Annotated in this window: 11 protein-coding genes; 6 read left to right on the top strand and 5 right to left on the bottom strand. The window is 64.6% G+C overall.

The features are described 5' to 3' along the window. The 4 genes from E1261_RS03420 to E1261_RS03405 form a co-directional block, all read right to left on the bottom strand. On the bottom strand, window positions 1-11306 hold an 11306-nt coding region (locus E1261_RS03420; RefSeq protein ID WP_238175986.1), incomplete at its 3' end, for a putative Ig domain-containing protein. 78 nt (window positions 11307-11384) lie between these two features. Next, window positions 11385-11642: a twin-arginine translocase TatA/TatE family subunit gene (locus tag E1261_RS03415; protein WP_132401627.1), complete on the bottom strand. Its 258-nt coding sequence runs from the start codon at window positions 11640-11642 to the stop codon at window positions 11385-11387. Between the two features lie 16 nt (window positions 11643-11658). Then, complete coding sequence (locus tag E1261_RS03410; RefSeq protein WP_238175985.1) at window positions 11659-12642, bottom strand: DUF4185 domain-containing protein; 984 nt, start codon at window positions 12640-12642, stop codon at window positions 11659-11661. Between the two features lie 185 nt (window positions 12643-12827). Then, window positions 12828-13226 carry an LppU/SCO3897 family protein gene (locus E1261_RS03405; RefSeq protein ID WP_132401624.1) on the bottom strand — a complete coding sequence of 133 codons (399 nt, stop codon included), beginning with the start codon at window positions 13224-13226 and terminating at the stop codon, window positions 12828-12830. 266 nt (window positions 13227-13492) lie between these two features. Here E1261_RS03405 and E1261_RS03400 point away from each other — a divergent pair, with 266 nt between their 5' ends. Next, the gene (locus tag E1261_RS03400) at window positions 13493-14413 is read left to right on the top strand and encodes a glutamate ABC transporter substrate-binding protein (protein ID WP_132401621.1); all 921 of its coding nucleotides are present in this window, start codon (window positions 13493-13495) and stop codon (window positions 14411-14413) included. An 89-nt stretch (window positions 14414-14502) separates the two neighbouring features. Further along, on the top strand, window positions 14503-15360 hold the full coding sequence (locus E1261_RS03395) for an alpha/beta fold hydrolase (protein ID WP_132401618.1): 858 nt from the start codon (window positions 14503-14505) through the stop codon (window positions 15358-15360). A gap of 18 nt (window positions 15361-15378) precedes the next feature. Here the strand turns inward: E1261_RS03395 and E1261_RS03390 are convergent, their stop codons facing one another. Next, complete coding sequence (locus E1261_RS03390; protein WP_132401615.1) at window positions 15379-16101, bottom strand: hypothetical protein; 723 nt, start codon at window positions 16099-16101, stop codon at window positions 15379-15381. 210 nt (window positions 16102-16311) lie between these two features. On the opposite strand from E1261_RS03390, the gene E1261_RS45095 reads away from it, so the two are divergent. The 4 genes from E1261_RS45095 to E1261_RS03375 all read left to right on the top strand — a co-directional run bounded on the left by E1261_RS45095 (window position 16312) and on the right by E1261_RS03375 (window position 19558). Continuing rightward, entirely contained in the window at window positions 16312-16467 is a 156-nt protein-coding gene (locus E1261_RS45095) for a hypothetical protein (RefSeq protein ID WP_165952346.1), read from the top strand. A gap of 14 nt (window positions 16468-16481) precedes the next feature. Next, a complete protein-coding gene (locus E1261_RS03385) occupies window positions 16482-17369 on the top strand; it encodes a tetratricopeptide repeat protein (protein WP_132401612.1) in 888 nt (295 codons plus the stop codon). Then, a complete protein-coding gene (locus E1261_RS03380; RefSeq protein ID WP_238175984.1) occupies window positions 17369-18334 on the top strand; it encodes a YncE family protein in 966 nt (321 codons plus the stop codon). Before E1261_RS03385 ends, E1261_RS03380 begins: the two co-directional genes overlap by 1 nt. Before the next feature lie 126 nt (window positions 18335-18460). Then, entirely contained in the window at window positions 18461-19558 is a 1098-nt protein-coding gene (locus tag E1261_RS03375) for a DUF4185 domain-containing protein (RefSeq protein WP_132401609.1), read from the top strand. Window positions 19559-19742 lie beyond the last annotated feature (184 nt).

The raw sequence follows: 19742 nt of genomic DNA, 5'->3' as shown, positions 1-19742 counted from the left end.
CGAGGGTACGGCGTGCTGTCCCCGATGATGGCGGTGAGGTTGTAAGGCATGAACGTCGTGGCAGTGTTGTGGACGTTGCCGACTACGTTCGGGATTCGGTAGGTCTTGCCTTCCTCGGTGGTGGGCAAGGCATCGGCGGGTGATTGAGCGACGTTGTTCTCGTCGGCGATGAGGTGCCAGAGCGAACTGTCGCCGAAGTAAAGCTGGGCGATGGTGGCCAGCGAGTCGCCGGCGCTGACCACGTGGCTGCCCGGATTCGGCGCCGGGTAGGAGGCGCTGATCGGCGTGAAGACGCTGGTGAACTCCTCGGTTTTGAGTACGCCGCTTCCGACGACTGCAACCAGGTTGCCTTGGGCGTAGGTGAAGTCCTGTGCTCCACGGCCAGCCGCTCCGATGGTGCTGAACTCGTCCTTGGCCAGCACGTGGTCGTCGACGTCGTAGAGGAGACCACGTTCCTTGATCACGCCGCCGGGCTGGGTGATGTTCTGCTGCACCAGACGACCGCTCGGGTCGTAACGATTGATCGTTTCCCCGCTCCGCAGATCCGGATCGCTCGAGACGACAGTGACGAGCCTTTCCTTGTAGCCGCCGAACCGCAGGAGGTAGTCATGCGTGTACTGGTTGGTGAACTCCTTCGAGCTGGAGTTGCCCGGGTTCTTGGTCTGATGGAAGGTGTGGAACGTGAGGACGCCTGCGGCGTCGTAATCATGGTGGGAGTTCGAATCAGGCAGCAGGCCGGTGTGATCGGTCGTCTTCTGATCCTTGAGCTGCCCGTGGTCGTAGTAGGTCCTCTCCACAGTCGCCTTGGGCTTCGTCGTCGTGACCTCATTCGCCTTGGCCCCAGTGGAGATGATGGCTGTGAAGATGTCGTTCTTCAGCAAGGCGCCGCGGCCATCGACCTGCCGGATCTCGGCGTTCGTCCAAGCGCTCGATTCCTCCAGCGGGATCTGATCGGGAGGGGTGCTGACAACGAAAGGTTTGTACTCGCGCTTGTTGATGCGTTGCGACACCGCGATCAGGAAGTTGCGGTCGTCGTAGCCGTATCCTTCCTCCCGGAAGTAGGCAAAGCTGACACCGATGCCCTTGGCGGTCGTTCCCTGGCCGGTATCGACGAACTTCTCCGCCTGCAGACGCCGGCCGATCTTGTCGTACTTGATCGTCGTGCCCTGGCGTCCCGCGACGACCGTCCCATTCGCTCCCAGGCCCTCTACGACCGTCATCCTGCCTTCGGCGTCGTAGTCGTAGAAAAGAATGCGCTCCTGCTCCGCGGTGGTCGAGCCAGGCCGGGTGAAGTTCGCCTTCACCCGGCGCCGATTGCTCAGCTCGTCGTAGCCGAACCCGAGCTCCACCGCACCACGTCGCAGGGAGTCGACATCCGGTGGGATTCCGGGCGTGCTGGAGACAGTGCCCAGCCTGCCACGGACGTCGTAGGTGGTCATGGTGATCCGCTCGACCGTAGGCAACGGCTTCTGCTCGTACACAACCTCCTGGTTGGGAGGTGCTCCTACGGTCTTCTTGATCGTCTTCTTGCCGGTGTGCTTGAAGCTCTCCTTTGTCAGCTGACCGAGCGGCGTATACACGTAGTCGGTCGTGTCGTTCGTCGACCACGACCCCTCGTCCTCAGAGCCTGCGCCGGCGGCCAGAGTCTCCGATACTCGCTTCAGCAGACCGTTCTCATGGAAGGTCCGGATACGACGGGGCTCCGGTGAGTCGCCGGATACGCCCGGCACAGTGTAAGCCTCGCCCGAGAGCTCGCCGAAGTTGTTGTAGTTGTACGACGTCGTGTTGTTCCCGCCGACAGTGCTGCTCTGGAGCCGTCCGAACTTATGGATGTGGGGGGCCAGCGGATCGGAGACGTCCGGATCCGGCTGCAGGTTGTAGACCCAATCGTGGGCCTGACCGTTCGCATCGGTTTCGCGGATCTTGTGGCCGAGGACGCTGTACTCGGATGTCGTCCGGATGCCTGCGTTCACGTTGATACGGGCGAAGCCTCGATCGTCGATCTTGGTCAAAGATCGCACCATCGCGCTGCCGTCACCGTTCTTCGCTTCCCCAGTGCCCACTCGGCGGTTGGCCTGGTCGTAGCGATAGTCGTTGAACACGACGCGAACAGGTGTCTGCCCGGTGCCGCCGTCGTACACCGCACCGCCGGCCTGTCTCAGGACGCCCTGCGTGAGGACGTTGCCGTTCGGGTCGAAGGTATCGAAGTGAATGATGCCCAGGCCGTTGCGGACCGCGACACGGTTGCCGTGAGCGTCGTACGCGTACTGAGTGGTGACTCCAGTGCCGTCAGTTTCGGAGATCACCTGCCCAACGGCGTCGTACTTCTTGCTGCGTGCTCGCTCGACCTGCCAGAACTGCGGCGTCGCAGGCAGGCTCGAGATGTCGAACTCCTGAACGACGCGGCCGACGATGTCGTAGCGGAGTTCGTGGCGGACATCGACCTGGCTCTCGGACAAGCCATTCGCAACCATGGCTCGCGGCAACCGTTCGGCAGTGAGCTGACTGTCCGCGTTGTACTCATAGCGTGTGGTCGATGCCTGGCCGAGCACGACGCCCGTGTCGTTGCGAACGAATCTGCCTTCTTCTCGTACGGTGATGTTCCCCCAGCGATCGTGATCTTGAGTGACCAGCGGCGTGACCAGGGTGGCCGCACCGCTCACCAGTGCCGTGAAGGCCGGCAGGCGCTGGATCTGAGGACGGCCGAGTTCGTCGTAGCCGGTCTCGGTGACGCGGAACTGCTCCTTCGGGGTGTTGGGGTGCTGACCACGCTGTTCGTGTCTGGTCACCTGACCGGCAATGTTGTAGTCGAAGGAGTTCCTGCCGTCTCCGTCCGTCGTCTCGATGACATGACCGGCTTTGTCGTACTTGTGGACAGCAGTCTTCGCCTTGGACAGCGCCGACAGCGGGGTCGACGCCAGGCCCCAGACCCTGCGTTCCTCGGTCACCTCACCGAAAGCGTTGAACAGGGACTGCACACCGGCCTGCTGCCGCACAGGACCATCACCAAAGACGTCCAGCGTGTGGGTTTGGCGGCCTGTTACGTCATAGAAGTAGCGCCGCTCCAGATCGTGGGAGTAGGTGAAATCGCCACCCTGCGCGACGCTGATCGGCTGAATCTCCTTGGCGACACGGCCGGCGTAGTCCACTTGCCGTCGGCTGACGTTGCCCTTGGCATCCGTCGTGCTGATGAAGTTTCCGGCCGCGTCGTAGGAGTGCTGAGTGACCAGCGTCTCTCCGATGGTGCTGGCGATCCGCGACTGCTTGGCGACGTTACCGAACGCGTCCGGGGTCAGCAAGACTGTTGCGACGCCGCCCGCGGAGGCGTTGCGGAACGGGTCGATCGTATTCTGCGCCGCGTAGACGCGGGCCGGTTCGACGGTCCGCGTGAGCTGACCGAGGGCGTTGTAGAACAGCTGGGTGATGTTCCCCAAGCCGTCCTTCTGAGTCTGAACCTTGCCCGTCGGCTCGTAGGTGAATGTCTGCATTGCCGTTGCCAGGTCACGGGGGTTCTCGACGTCGACGTACTTGTCGCCGTCCAGTTGCGTGTAGTGGGCGCCCAGGCGGCGGATCTCAGTGCGCCGGTCGAGGACGTCGTACTTGAACTCGATGATTCGGTCGCGGTCCCCGTCGTTCACACCTGGCTCGTTGAGGCCGTCGCCGCCTTGGAGGCCTGGCGCTTCGAACTCGACGATGCGAGTCAGATTCCCGAACGGGTCGTACGCCTTGGTTGCGTGCTGACCGAGGGCGTCGACGGTGCGGGTTTCGCGGCCCACGGTGTCGTAGTACCGCCAGGTGTCCTGCCACCTCGTCGTGTCGAGCTTGCGGGACTCGCGCCGTACCTGGCCGAAGGCGTTGTAGGCGTATCCGATCGTCGCCTGGTCGGTCGTCAAAGTCACCGACGTAGCGTTCTTCCGCTCTGCACGGTCGCCGTGGAAGTAGCCTGTCGACGGTTCCTTGACCTCGCTCTTGCGACCCGCGTTGTCATACATCGTCGTGACGGTTCGCGAGTCGGCGTCGGCGGTGAGCTTCGGGGCGATTTCTGCGGCGGTCCAGTGGCTCCCGTTGGCCGGCGTGCCGGTAACGCTGATGCTGTGCCGGGTAATGCTCTCCTGCTCATCGAAGACCGTATAGCTGAGTGATGTGACGTTGTTGAGCGCATCGATGTCGTGTACCACGCGCCCGAGCAGGTCGTAGGTCTTGTACTCCGACTGGGTCGTGGTCAGACCAGTCTTGGTCTGGGTGCGCACGATACCGCCGAACACGTCGTAGGTCAGCGTGACAGTACGACGGAAGCGACCTGGCGCGTTGTCCTTGTACACGCGGCCGACCAGGGCCGGATCCGCACCGGCGGCCGTCGGGTCGGCGAAGAAGCCAGGCAACGATGTGGTGGTCAGCCGGCCCACGTTGTCGAAATCGAAGTCGGTCGTCCTGGAGTCGACCGTGTTGGCCCTCTCAGTGGTGCTGTCGAGATTGCCGAGTGCGTCGTACGACGTCACGTCCTCCAACGCCAGCGTTTGCACGCTCTGACCGGTCAACTGGACCTCGATCGCCGGATTGATCTTTCGGCGGACCCGGCCGAGCCTGTCGTACACGTAGGTACAAACAGCCGCGTTCCGGTCGGTATGGCTGGTCCGGTCCCCTACCCCGTTGTACACGCTGACTTCGGCGGTGCCCTTGGCATCCGTGGTGGTACGCAGACGCCCAGCCTTGTCGTAGCCGAATCGCTCACCTCGGGTCGTTCCGTCACCGAGCGCACGGCTCCCCCGGCGCTGGACCAGGGCGGCCTCGGTGCGGGGCGTCGCCGCATCGACCAGGAGGTGATAGCGACGTCGTTCTTTCGGACGGCTCATCGCGTCGTAGATCGTCTCGCTGAGCGCTCCATCGGGGGCGACTACGAACCGCTGCCGGCCCAGGACGTCGTACACGAACGTGGTCGTGCGGTCCTTGGCGGTCTTGTTTGTGTTGGTCGCGGCGTCGAGAGTTGCCTTGGCGAAGTTCGCCAACCCTATCTCGAGCGCGTACGCCGTCGTCTGGGTGACGCGCCCGAGCGCGTCGTAGTCGGTCTTGGACACCACATGCTTGCCCTGGGCACCGGCTGCGAGGACGCGGACGGTGTAGATCGGCCGGCCCGCGACGTCGTACACGGAGACCTGTCGCCGGTCCTCGGAGCTGGTCACCACCGCGGCTGCGATGGTAGCGACCTGATAGTTGGCCAGTACGCCGACTCGGGTCGTGTACTGAATGGTTTGGCCGGGCCGACCGACTGGGTCATAGGTCTGCTCAGCGACAACATGCTGAGTGGCGTCGCCCTCAGCGTCGTTCGCGGAGACTCGCAGCGTGTATCGCAGTCGCCCCTGGGAGTCGTAGGAGAACCGAGTCACTCGGTTGTTCCGGTTCTTCCGATCCACCGCGGCGCTGATCGCGTTCTGGGTGTACGCCGTCAGCACCGGCTTCACCGCATAACGCACGGTCGCCACCAATGCGCCCATCGGATCGTAGACGTTCTCGCTGACCGCCCCCTGCGCATCAACGGTGAACCGCATCCGGTTGTTCGCGTGATACGCGAACCTGGTCCGCTGAATCTTGGTCAGCGTTTCGTCACCGCCGTACCCGAGCGCCGTCAGCTCAGCGTTGATCTCAGCCACCGAAAGCCCCGGTGACGCAGCGGTGTCCAGGGCAGTCACTCGCGCCTCGAGCAGGAACTTGTCGTAGCGCCGGGTCTCGATGACATTGCCGTTGGGGTCGTACCGGTTCTCGCTGATCGCCCACTTGTCGTCCCGGACCGCAGTCACGGTGAATCGCAGCCGGCCGTCCTTGTCGTACGACAGGATGCTGCGCTGGTCGTTCACATCCGACGCAGGCAGGACAGCGCCGGCGATATCACCGAAGCCGGCCAGCGTCGCTGCCGGGAGCCTATTGACGTAGCGGCGAGCCTCGAGCAGGCGCCCGTTCACGTCGTAGCGGTGATGCGTCACCTCGCCCTCGGCGTTGATCAGATGCGTGATCTGACCGGCCGCGTCGTACACGGTCCAGCTGCTGTTGCCATCAGCATCGATTGTTCGGCTGATGCGGCCGGCGCCGTCGTAGCGGTACTCCGTTGTCAGGTCGCGGGCACTGGCGGGCCCCGGACCCAGGACGGCACTCGGTGCCTCGATCTGCTTCGTCTTGCGACCCAGGTTGTCGAACTCGAACTTCGTCACCTGCTGGTTCGGGGTTTCCAGCGTGCCACGCTGGATCGTGACCGCTTCGCCGAGCCCGTTGTAGTCGTAGCGCGTCAGCAACCTCAGGCCGTCCGGGTCGACCACAACCTGCTTGAGACGGCCCATCCGATCGTAGGTATAGCTGGTCACCAGTTGGGCGATCGTCCCCTTGCCTTCGACGACGGTGACAGTCTGCCCAAGGCTGTTGAACTGGTGTTCCGTGGTCAGGTTGTTGTCCGAGACCACCTTCCGTTCCCTGACCCGATCGGCGTCGTCGTAGCCGAACCGGACCACCATCCCGCGTCCGTCGGTCGTCGTCTCGAGCCGGCCGCTGGGATCGTAGGTGTTCTCCCGGACCAAGATGTTGGTCTCGTCGAACACCTTCAACAGCTGTCCGTCCTGGTTGTACTCGTACTTGGTCTTGCCGCCGGATCCATCGGTCACCTCGGCGACCTCACCATGCCGGGTCTTCCGGGTCGAGACCTGAATTTCCTCCGGTGACGTCACGGTCGCCGTCCGGGTGGCATCGTCGTACGTGTACGTCGTCTCCGCCTCCGACGCATCGACCTGGCGCGCAACCCGGCCCAGCAGGTCGAACTCCGAACGCGTCGTACGTCCCAGCGGATCGGTGACGCTCATCGATCGTCCGCCGTCGCCGTACGCCGCCGTCGTGATCTTCCCCGCGCCGTCGACCGAGCGGATGGGCCGACCCTGGCCGTCGTACGACGTTCCCTGGCTGAGGTTGATCCCGCCGGCATCGGCCGTCTGCGAGCGCAGACCACCGCGCAGGTCGTAGTCGAAACGGTTCGTCACCGAGCGTGTGACACCAGCGACTTTGCTGATCTCACGGGTCTCGGTCTCCAACTGCCCGAACTGGGTGTACGTCCGGTGGGTGATGAACCCCTCCGCATCGGTCTGCTTGACCAACAGACCACGGCGGTCGTACTCGTAGGTGGTGAGCTGATCCCTCGTATCAGTGGCCGGAAGCTTGCCGGCCAACTGAGTCGCCGGGCCGCCGGACAGGTCGAGCATGTTCTCCACAAGCATCGGGTTCGCGTAGCGACGAACTGAGGCCATCTGGCCGTTCGCGTCGTACGTCGTCTCAGCGACCTCCAACGCCCCGTTGATTGTGTGGGTCAGCCGGTTCTCGGCGTCGTAGAACGACAGCGTCGTCCGGTGGGTCGGCCCGAGGGCCTTTGTCCGGCGGCCCAGGCTGTCGTAGTCCATCCGCGCACCGCGGGCCAGAACCGCAGCATCGATGGCAGCCTTGGTCGGATTCGCCGGTAAGGTCGCGTCGCCCTCGCCACGCAGTACGCCGGTCTCCTCACCGAACGCGTTGAGCCGGATCCGCCCTGCCCGCGACTCATCGGACCCGTCGGCGCGCACCTCGCGAACCAGCCTGCCCGCGCCGTCGTACTCAGGTCGCGTGACCGTGCCGTCTGGGGCCACTGTGCGACTGATCCGGCCGAGATCGTCGAACTCGACGGTCGAGATCAGCTTCGCGGTCCCGGCTTTGGCCTTCAAGGTGGCCAGAGTGTCGGTCGACAGCACCGCAACGGGCGTGCGATAGCGGATCTCCTGGCGAATGTTCGTCTCGGCGTTGTACGCCGACTCGGTCAGGAAGCCCTGCTCGTCAACCGCACCGACCACACGGCCCTGACCGTCGTAGTACAGGTAACTACGCAAGGCCGCGGTATCGGCCGGCCGCCAATCCGCGAGTGTGTCGTCGCCGGGTGCCGCAGCCAGGTTCGCTGTCTTCGTGGGTGTCGGTGGGCGGTTGGTGTCGCCGTTGAACTCGACCGGCGACTTCCGCACATCGATACTGAACTGCAGGTTCGCGGCCCGGCCCTCCGGATCCTCGGCGCGCAGTACGACCGTCTCGAGCTTCGTGTCGCCCGCCGTGCCCTTCAGTTCACGCGTCACCGGGTTGAACGTCAGCCAGGCCGGCTTCGCCACGACGCTGTAGACGAGTGGCCGACCGTCCGGTTCCGTTGCCGGGGGCACTGGAAAGCTGTAGCTCTGAAACCGGAACGTCGTCTGGTTCGGGATCCCTGCCCAGGTCGGTCCGTTGTGGGTCACTGTGATTGTGAACGATCGGTCGGTAGACAGACCGTGATGATCGGTCACGCGGGCGGTCAGCGTGTAGACGCCGGGCGTCGTGGGAGTGCCGCTGATTCTGCGCTCCGTCGCCGTGAACGACAACCCGGCCGGCAGCGGCGACACCATCGAGTAGGACAGTTGCGCAGCGGCCGATTCGACATCGGTAGCCGGCGGCAGGACGATGCGGTACTCCGGATTGCCCTTCGGCGCCGTACTGTCGGGCAGCGCGGTCCACGTCGGCGGGGTGTTGCCGACCGTGATCGTGAGTGACGCAGTGGCGGACTTGGCCCGCTGGTCGTCGGCCTTCACCGTCACGTCGTACGACGTGATCGCGACCGGCGGCTTCCCGCGGAGAATCGCGATGCCCGACGTCGTGTCGAGAGTCAGCCAGGACGGCGGCGTACCGACGAAGCTGTACACCAGTTCGTCGCCATCCGGATCGTACGCCGGCATCCGGTACTCGAACTGCTTCCCGGCGAACGCGATCTGGTTCGTGATCCCGATCCACACCGGCTGGGACGCATTCGCGAGAGTCGCGATCCGATGGAGGTAGCGGATCGTCTCCGCCGGTCGACCGGCGGCGTCGTACCTGAACTCGGTCAGGAACCCCAACGGATCCACGACACCGACCTGGCGATCATCGCGATCGTAGAAGAACCGCGAGACGCGATTGCCGATCTGGTGCTGCCTGACGAGTGACCTGCCGTCGTAGGCCGTCGTCGACGCTGTCCCGATCGCATCGGTCGACGTCGCGAGGCGATTGGTGTCGTCGTAGTCGTTACGGACCACCCGGTCCCTGAGGGCGTCAACCACGACATCTGAACCCGCGCCCCCAACAGTCAGCGCATCCTTGGTAACAGTGCCCGCGTTGTACCAGCCACTCGTGTCCGCGAGCTTGCGATAACTGGTCCGGGCAATCTCCTGACCATTGGCGTTGTACTCCAGACCGACGACCGCGCCCGTCGCATCCACAGTGAAGCGGATCCGGTCGGCCGCATCGTAGAAGAGGAATCGCCGCCCACCCAGCGCGTCCTCAACCATGCGGAGCCGCCCGGCCGCGTCGTACACGCTCCTGGTCGTACGGTTGGTTCCGTCGCCGCTGCGGGTCACGCCGACCAGTCGGCCGCGATCGTCGAAGGAGCTGCTCTCCGCCAGGCCTGATGCCGTTGTCACCGTCACCTTGTTGGCGGCATCGTCGTACGACGTCGAGACGGTGCCGGCTGCGCCGACGAACGTGATGACCCGGCCGAGCCCGTCGCGAACGAAGGTGGACTTGGTGGCCCGGCGGACGCGTCCGGCAGCGCGGCGCGCGACGGATCCCAAGAGGTCGCCATGCGCGTCGTAGACGAACTCGGTGACCTCGGCCGCCGCATCGAGTACGCCGGCGCCTGTAGCATTCGTCGTCGCGAAGGCGGTCACCTTGCTGAGATCGCCGCGCAGGTCATAGGTGTACTCGGTCAGTTCGACCTGGGTCTTGTCCTGCTGGCCGGCCCACGTCGCCAGCTCGCCCTCGGTCAGCGCCTGCTGTGGTGTCAGCGGGCCGACGTTGAAGCGGGCCCCGGCGTACCGCACGGTCTGGCTGAGCAGACCCTTGCCGTTGCCGGCTGTGGCGTACCGGTTCTCGACGACAACGCCCTCAGCGCTTACCGCGAACCGAAGGCGGGCCTGCGGGTCGTAGGCAAAGCGATTCGTCACCGGTGCACCCGGCAACTGCGGACCGGGGCCGTCCGGATCGGGCACACCGTGTCGGGTCTCGGTGATTACCTGGTTTCGTACGTCGAATGTGCGAACCACGGTGTTGCCGCGGGTGTCGCGTTCGAGTCTGCGGTTGCCCGCACCGTCGTACTCGTAGTCGATCGTGTTGGAACGTGCATCGATGATCTGTTTGACGTTGCCGTCGTTGTCGTAGCTGAACCGCGTCGACAGCCGTGCAGCACCGGCGGCCGGCGGAGGTGTCTTGATCTCCACCAGCTGGCCCTTGGCGTCACTGACATACGTCCACAGCTTCGGGCTGCCGTCGCCGACATCAACGGTGACGTTGGCCTCGACAACCCCACCGGCCAGCTGGACATACGTGAACACCTGGACACCGCTCGCGTCGGTGACCCGCTTGATCCTCTCGTTCTCGTAGTCGAAGTTCGCACGGGTCCCGTCACTGTGGGAAACACTAGTGATTCTGGAGCTTGTCCCGTCATAGGTGTACGTCGTCGCGTACGTCGCCTGATCACCGATGGTCGACGGAGTGAGGTCGGCCTGGACCGACGTCAGACGCCCAGCCGAGTCATACCCATACTCGACCTGCTTGACCGCAGCATCGAGCGTGCCCGTCGGCTGACCCGTGGTGTCGACGCCCAAGGCTCGAGTTTCGGCCTTCTGGAGGCGGGTGTTGGTGCCGAAGGAGGCATAAGTCAGCAGGAGACGCTGGTTGCTGGAGGCATCGATGACCTCGGCCAGACGGCCCGAGGCGTCGTAGGCATAGGTGATGATGTTGCCGCTGGCATCTTGCTGGCTGAGCAGCCGGCCGCTGTCGGCATACTTCTCGACCAGCCGCGTCGACCCGTCGGTCCAGACCCACTGCTTCGGGCCGGAGTCGAACTGGATGCTGTCATGGGCGCCCGAGCCCTCCGGACTGGTGTACCGAGGGTCGTTCCACGCATAGACAGTCAGATGGCCGTCGGCGTCGGTGCGGGTGACCGTACTCCCCGGCTTGCTGTTCTCCCCCGACAGCGCCACGCGGCGCTCGCCGTCCCAGCGCCAGCCGTCCTGATCACCGTCGTCCAACCCACCCCGCGAGTTGTACGTCCGCAGATGCCGCAGATCCGTCCCTCTGCCGGAAAGACGTTCGTCGAAACCCTTCAGCACCAGGTTCCCGTTCGCAGCGTTCACGAACGCCGTACCGCCGGCTTGCCCCAACGCCCCAAGTCCGTGCACACCGGCCGGTCCCAGCACCTTCGGGGACGCATTGAACAAGCCGAGACCGTTCCCGGCAAAAATCGCGACCATGCAGATCAGCTCCGCTTCGAATCTTTCAGATGGGTCAGCGCACCATTTCGCCGCATCAGGCTTCGGGTGCAGTTCGAACTAGATGTGGGTTTTCGGCGGCGCCGCTTGAGCCGCCGGCGCGGTCGCCGGCTTCTGCAGATCGAACGTGTCAGTCACTTCGGCGGCCAGTTCACGTACTTCCTGACCTTTGGTGACAACTTCCTCCTCCCAGATCTTTTTGGATCGGGCGAGCTGGCGAACCAGGCCGGGGAGCTTGGCCGAGCCGAAGAGGAGGATGACGATGGCGAGGATGACCAGCCACTCGCCGCCCTGAGGCATGCCGAGGTTCGGGATCATGAGGTACTCCTTGGGATCAGGCCGAGCCGATGTACTGACTCACGCGGTACGCCGTTGACACACCGGCAACCGAGTGCCGGGCCGACACGATGAGATGAAGGCTGTCGGGCGTCGACCACGGATGGATGAAGCCGCCGTACAGGCCGGGCTCCTGGGCTGGTGTGAGTTGGACCTTCTCGTGCGACCACGGGCCCGTTGGGTGGGTGGCCGTCCTGGTCACGATGTGGTTCCTCGTGGAGTTCAGGTACGACATGACCCAGCAGCCGCCGATCAGGCGGCGTACTGACGGCTCGCCGAAGGCACCGCGGAGGATTGGGGTGCACGGCCTGCCCCAGGTGCCGTCGTGGGCGTTCCAGCCCTCGTACATCGCTGGGTCCAGGATTCGGTCGCACCGAACTCGGCGCAGCATCATCGCGCCGGTGCTCCGCCCAGAAGGCACCGAGAACACGTAGACCCAGTCGTCGTCGCGTTGCATGGTGGACAGCTGGAACGGGTCGTCCTGGGTCGGGTTGTTCCACCACTTGGTGCTGGTTCTACGGAAGTCGGTGCCGTGGTTCGACAACGCCAAGCCTGCGTAGCTTGTTCGGTACGACGCGCCTTCCCGCCTTGAGACGCTCACGTACGAGATCACGTGGCGTCCGTCCGGGAGACAGATCCCGTCGGTCGGCAGAACGGTCTCCTCCCAGATCCCGTCGACGCCGAGACCGGCGCGTCCACTCGCGATGCTGCCCGCCGAGCGGCCGCTGTCGAACATGATGTCGCCGGGCTGGGCATGCGAACTCAGCATGACTGCCGGTGTGGACTCGCGACCCGTCTGCGGCCACGGTGTCCCGAATGTATCGCCGAACAGGAACCGCACCTCCCGACGGTCGACGGCGTACGGGATCCCCAGCTCGGACCCGACCACGCCCCACCGCAGCGCCGCACGAGTTCCCAACCCGGTCAGGCGCGCCCGCAGGACCGCATCTCCTGCAGGTTGTGCCACCGCAATCTGCGGCATCAGCACTGCTAGTCCGGCACCTGATGCTGTCCCCAGGAACGCTCGACGCCCCACCTTCATATGACCCCCACTCTCTCGATCCAGATGTCAGCCCGAGACAGTAAGAACTGGGCCCGGGCGACGGCTGGAAACAACTGTCCAGCTGTCGATTCGAGTCACCTGAAGGCAGGCTGTGGGTGGACGAACTACTGGGTCACGCCGGCGAGGCAGCGGAGGAAGGAGCCCGTGCTGTTCTTCTCCCAGTGCACGTCGGTGGCACCGGCAAAATCCCGGCAGGAGGCGAGCGTTGCCTCGCTCTGATCCTTGTCCTTCATCTTTCCGACGACCTCGTACTGCGCCTCCGGGTTGTCGCAGGCGACCTGCTTGATGTCGTTCGATCCGGTGCCCTTCACGCACTCGCCGACCTCAGCATTCACTCCGTTGTCACGGGCGAAGTAGAGCGCTGCTGCCAGGATGATGAGCACGATCCCCAGCCCGACGACATTGGTGATCTTCTGCTCCCGGCTCAGCTTTCCGCTTGGCGTGGCGGCCGGTGTCTCCGACATCACGAACCTCTCCCAACTCTCGGCAACAGTCGAACCCATCCAGCCACGTCCCCGTGGTGCTTCCCTGAGCGCAGCCTTTCGGCGGCCATGGGTCCGGCGCCTCCAGCGGATGCCCAGGACGACTCGGCACTGTCGACCACCGCGACCGGCGTCGCGACCGGTCTCGATGACATCTAGCGGTCATCGCGTTACTGGCGTCGCCGCACACAGGCAACCTTCACTCAACAAGAAGCCTCGGAACCTACCGTCGGCCAGAACTCAGCAATCGAAGCAGCTGAACGGCTGCACCTGAAGGGGAACCTGAAATGAGAATGCGTCACCTCGTCGCCGGACTCGGCGTCGCGGCGCTCGCGCTGACTGCGACCGCCTGCGGTAAGGAAGAACCCGCGGCCGGAGGCGGCGGCAACACCGCGTCCGACTCCTGCGGCACCCCGCACAAGTTCGAGACCGCCACCGGCGTAGACGTGGCCGGCAGCCCCGCGTTCGCCAAGATCAAGACCCGCGGCAACCTCATCGTCGGCGTCAAGGCCGACCAGCCGAACCTCGGCTACAAGGACGCCGACGGCAAGCGCTGCGGCTTCGACATCGAGGTCGCCCGGATGGTCTCGGCGAACCTGGGCTTCGACCCGGACAAGATCGAATACAAGGAGATCCCGTCCGCCAACCGCGAGACGGCCATCGGCGGCGGCGAGATCGACTACTACGTCGGCACCTACTCGATCACCGACAAGCGCAAAGCCCTGGTCTCCTTCGCCGGCCCGTACTTCGTCGCCGGCCAGGACCTCCTGGTCAACAAGGCCGACACCTCCATGGACGCCGGCAAGACCGCCCTCAAGAGCAAGAAGGTCTGCTCCGCGACCGGCTCGACCCCGATCCAGCGGGTCAAGGACGAGCAGCTCACCGAAGCCAGCAACATCTCCGAGTTCAAGACCTACTCCGAGTGCGTCTCCCAACTGCTCGACAAGAAGGTCGACGCCGTCACCACCGACGACGCCATCCTCAAGGGCTACGCGGCCACCGCACCCGACCAGCTCCGCGTGGTCGGCAAGCCGTTCAGCACCGAGAAGTACGGCATCGGCCTGCCCAAGGACGACAAGGCGCTGCGCGACCAGGTGAACACCATCCTGGAGAAGTCCGCGACCGACGGCACCTGGAAGGCCATCTACGACGAGACCCTCGGCAAGTCCGGCTCCCCGGGCACCCCGCCGGCACTCGAGAAGTACTGATCCACTCGACGCGGTGAAGGAGACTCGATCATGAGGCATGTAGAACACAGGACGGTGCCGGGCTGGCTACAGCTGGGGACGATCGGGGTATGCCGATGATCGCGGCGGTCAACGGCACGACGTTGTCCTATCACGAGGTCGGTCAAGGTTCGGTGTGTCTGGTACTGCATGGCGGCATGGGCACCGATCACACGATGTACCGCGTACTGGATCCGTTGGGCGAGCGGCTCCGGCTCGTGTACTTCGACCAGCGTGGTACCGGGCGTTCTGGCCGGCCGCCGCTGAACACGCTGACCATGCCTCAGCTGGCCGACGACGCGGCGGAGTTGGCCAGACAGCTCGGTGCCGAGCAGGTGCTGGTTTTCGGCCATTCCTTCGGAGGGTTCGTCGCCCAGGAGCTCGCGGTACGCCATCCCGATCTGGTCTCGGGTTTGGTGCTTGCTGGCACCACTGCGGGGCAGCGCGGTGATGCCGACCGAATCGATGAGGATTCTGGGCCGCCACCATCGCCGGCGTTAGCGGCGATGATCGGCAAGATGGTCACCGAAGCCGACACCGACGAGAAGTTCGCGGCAATGTTCCGTGAGATCCTGCCGTACTACGTTCACCGCTTCGATCCGAGCGGTTTCAGTCGCCTGACCGCGGGGGCCGTGGCCGATGTTGCCACCTTCCACGCCACAGTCTCGCTGATGCGGACCTGGAGCGTGATCGACCGGCTCGACCAAGTGAAGGCACCGACACTCCTTCTCACCGGAGAACATGACCCAGTCTGCTCTCCGGCACAGTCGCGCCGGATCGCCCGCCGGATGAAGAGCGCCGACGTCGTCGTCTTCGACAACAGCGGGCACTTCCCGTGGCTGGACGAGCCCGAACAGTTCTACGCCGTGATGCACCATTGGCTGGACCAGCACCGCGGCCAGACACACGACGGCTGCAAGAAAGGATAGGCGGTGGATGCGCTGGGACTATTTCACGGCGAGGGAAGCAACAAGGGTGCGGGCTTCGTCGAATCCCACCGCTGCCGGGCCGGCACCCAACTCGCAGACGAGCGTGTCGAAGGTCCGGCGGTCGTGGGCATATAGTCCGGAGCTCGTCTCCGGGCTACCTGTCAGGAGGCCGACTACACGAGCAGCCACCGGTCCGTTCCCGAGCAGAAGCGCGGCATGAGCCAGATGTACCAGGTCGAGATGTTGTTGCTCGACATCCTCGATCTCGGTGCGGATACCAAGGGCACCGAGGAGAAACGGAATGGACTCCTTCGTCCGGCCAAGAGCAAGGAGGGCCACCCCTAGCCCGCTGAGCCCGTTCCCGGTCAGGTTCACGATGCCGACCGCCGGCGCCAGGCCCAACACGCGGAGGAACTCAGTACGTGCCGCCTCAGGCTTCCCCTCGCCAAGCAGAAGGAAGCCGAGTTCCTGCCGCGCGTAAGCCTCCATCTTGGCGTTCCCAGCTTCTAGCGCCATAGCAAGAGCCGTCTCGAGATGAGGCCGCGCCGCCACAAGGTCATCCGCCTTGTGGCTGACAACACCGAGCGTCAGATGGACGCTGAGCACCAAATCCGTGAATCCCGCCGCCGCGGCTTCCGCCAGCGCCTGATCCAAGTAGCGGCGAGCAGGAGCAACCTCATGCCGCATCTCATGTTCCCGCCCTCGCCGGAACAGCTTCTCGACCCGCTGACGCTCACCCATCCTCAGCTCCTCCCCTACCAATCAAATGTGCTCGCACCATCTCGCCCCACAAGGCTTCTGGTGTCCTTTGCGCCAGCTGTGAGTCGCCAGTCAGACGTCTGGCAGCCAGAGACTCATCCCACCCACAGGGCAGCCGTGGGTTCTGTTGGTGCAGTTGCGGGCAGTTGGGGGAAGGTCGGCCTTCGCCCAAGGAATGATGGGAGAACAACGATGGGTGCAAGGTCACGCGTTGGTTGGAAGAAGTTGATCGCAGCGACGCTGGGTGCGGTTGCCCTGCTCGCCGGAGTGCTCGCGGGTTCGGCCACTGTCGCCCAGGCCGATGCCAGCGACCGGGTCGTCAGCAATCACAACCAGGTGCTTCTCTAACCCAGCGAACCACTATGCCCGACCAGACTCGGCTTCCACCAGAGGCCGCAGATGCCCGCCTCCGGGGTTCGCAATTGCGCGAGAAGGGCCAGTTCGCCGAGGCTCGCCACGAGTTTCACCGTGCGCTCGCCCTCGCGGAACAGGGACCGACGGTAGATCCGTTGCAGCTCGTGCCATTGCTGAACGACATCGGTGTCATCGGCAAGTACCGCGGCGACTTCGACGAGGCCGAGTCCGCCTATCGTCGGGCGTTGCGGATCGTGAACGAGCGCGAGGACGGCCAAGTGGAGCTGCGAGCAAGCCTCCTGCACAACATCGCCGGCCTCGCTCACGCTCGTGGAGATGCAGTGGCCGCCGAATCCGTCGCACGAGAAGGCATCGCGCTTCGGGAAAGATCGGCGGCCACCAACCCACTGGATCTCGCGGCAGACCGTGCCGCGCTCGCAGCCATCCTCGTCGACCTGCATCAGACCGACGAGGCACACGAGCTGCTTGCCGACGTGATCGCCGTGTTCGAACGGCGGTACGGCCCAGAGCACTACGAGGTGGCGGTCGCTCTGCACAACCTTGGCTCGCTCGAGCACCGCGCAGGCGACTTCCAATCGGCAGCCGCGAACCTGGATCGCTCGGCGGAGATCAAACGGCTTGCGCTCCGTCCGGATCACCCCGATCTCGCCATCACCCTCCACAACCTTGCCTGTGCACAGACCGAGCTCGGCCTGGTCAGCCAGGCAATCACATCCCTACGAGAGGCAATCACGCTCTTGACGGACGTCGTCGCGACCGATCATCCGACCTTGAAGTCGTGCCACAAGCGACTCATGTTCCTGGCTGACTCACCGTTGGAGCCTGCCGCGCGATCGAGGCACGGTCACTCTTCGAACTCAATGGAGGACAACTGATGTACGACGTTGCCGGAAGACGCCCGCTGATGTCCCGCGTGCTGTGGTCCGCCGCACTGCCCTTGATGCTGCTTGCCGGCACGAGCACCTTTGCGCCGCCGGCTGACGCACACGCCTCGCCCGCATCGGTGCTGAAGTCGATCGTGCTTCCCGGTGCCACTTCCGCCGAGGGTATCGCCGCCGGAGAAGGCACCACCTTCTTCGCCGGGGACCTTTTCACCGGCGACATCTTCCGCGGTGACGTCGAGAACCGGACAGCAGCCCGGTTCATCGACGTACCGATCGGCAGACAGGCCGTTGGGATGGCCGTCAACACCCGGCACGATCTGCTCTTCGTGGCCGGCGGATTCACCGGCCAGGCATACGCCTATGACACCAACTCGGGCGCGACCGTAGCCAGCTTTCAACTCGGTGACCCCGGAACCTCACTGGTCAACGACGTGGCGCTCACACCTCAGGGCGCCTGGTTCACGGACACTCTGCACGCCAGGCTGCACTTCGTCCCGATCAACTCCAAGGGAGGCTTCGGACCGGCCAGGACATTGACGCTCAGCGGACCAGCAGCCGACATCGGCGACGACGTCAATCTCAACGGCATTGCCGCCACGGACGACGGAAGTTCTTTGATCGTCGCTCATACCGGCAACGGCGAGCTCTACACGGTCAATCCCACCAGCGGGAGTAGTGCGCACATCACCGGTGTGAGCGTGCCGGGCGTCGATGGAATCGTGCTCTCCGGCAGCCGCTTATGGACGGTGCAAGCCTTCTCCAACGTGATCACCCGAATCACGCTGAACAGCGATCTGTCCAGCGGCGTGGCCAAGAAAACCATCACGAGTCCCCTCTTCCAGGTCCCAGCCACGGCTGCCCTGTTCGGCAACACCCTCGGTGCCGTCAACGCAAAGTTCGACACCGGCGTCCCACCCACCGCAGATCAGTACGAGGTGGTTCTGGTCGAAGCCTGACAAGTTCAGGAACCAGCAATGCCCTTAGGAGGCCATGGCCTGCCTGTTCCCCAGTGCATGCCCACCGTGTACGGCGAGGCTGGCCAGAGCCGTGTGGTCTCGGAGTATCAACGGAAGGGTCAGCAGATGGAGCTGAGGCGTCGGGCGTTTCTCGCAACGATGGCTGGAGTCGGGGTGGCGGTTGCGGCTCCTGGGGTGGCCAGAGCACAGGGCGCTGCAGCGTGGCGGAAGCGGCTCACCGGCACCGATCTGGACACTGCGAGCCGGTGGCAGGTGGCCGGGACAGAACTTGGCATCCCCTACGCATTCGCGAACGGCTCGGTCGGGTACCTGTTCGGCCACACCTTCAGTGCGGCGCGACCCGAGTCCGGCGCGGGCTGGCGTTCGCCGGTCATTCTGAAGTCGACGGTCCATCCGGCGGCCAAGGATGGTTTGGTGTTCAACGGTGCCATCGGCCTCCGCGGCAACGGTCTGGCCCCTGCCGTCATGCACAGCGGCCAGAACGGGCTCGGTATCGACGGCGTCTGGGAGGTAGCCGCCGTTCCCACTGACGGCATCAGCTTCCCCGAGGACGGCCACCAGCTGATCTCATACTCAAGTGTGGAGCATCGCGCCCCGGGCCCGCGGAACTCACTGTGGAAGACGAACTACTCGGGGCTGGCCTACTCGGACAACGGCAAGGATTTCGTCCGCACCAACCTCAAGTGGTGGAACAACGCGGACAACTCCGATCCGTACCAGCTCTGGACGATGCAGCGCGACGGCGACTGGGTCTATGTCTTCTCGGTCGCGGCCGGCCGGCAGGACGGTGGGATGATGCTGCGTCGAGTCCGTTGGGATCGGATGCTCCACCCTGCCGAGTACGAGGGCTGGGGCTGGAACGGCCGTAACTGGTACTGGAACCGCGCCTGCACGCCGATCCTGACCGGCCGATTCGGCGAGCCCTCAGTCCGTCGGCTCAGCGACGGGACATGGGTGATGTCCTACCTGAACGCCGCGACCAACACGATCGTCACCCGCACCGCTGCCGGCCCGAACTGCACGTGGTCCGCGGAAAGAGCCCAGGTCACCTGGGCTCAAGAGCCGGGTCTGTACGGCGGATTCATCCACCCCTGGTCCAGCTCGAAGCCGAACGAGCTGCACCTGCTCGTCTCGACCTGGAGGCGCACCCTCGCCGGGCGGACGACGGCCTACCACGTCAGCCAGTACGTCGGAACCGTATAGCACTCACCGGACGAGGGAGAAGAAGCATGCAAGATCCCAGAATTGATCAATCGGTACGCCGTATTTCGCGGTGGCGTAGGTTGTTGCGCTTGGCAACAGGTGTGGCGCTGGTGACACCGGCCACGTTCGCTGCCGTCGGAGGTCTGGGTGGAGCGGCTCATGCCGTGACGAGTGTCGAGGCCAA

Source organism: Kribbella albertanoniae, assembly GCF_004348455.1.
GTDB lineage: Bacteria > Actinomycetota > Actinomycetes > Propionibacteriales > Kribbellaceae > Kribbella > Kribbella albertanoniae.
This window is presented reverse-complemented; position numbering and strand designations above follow the sequence as displayed.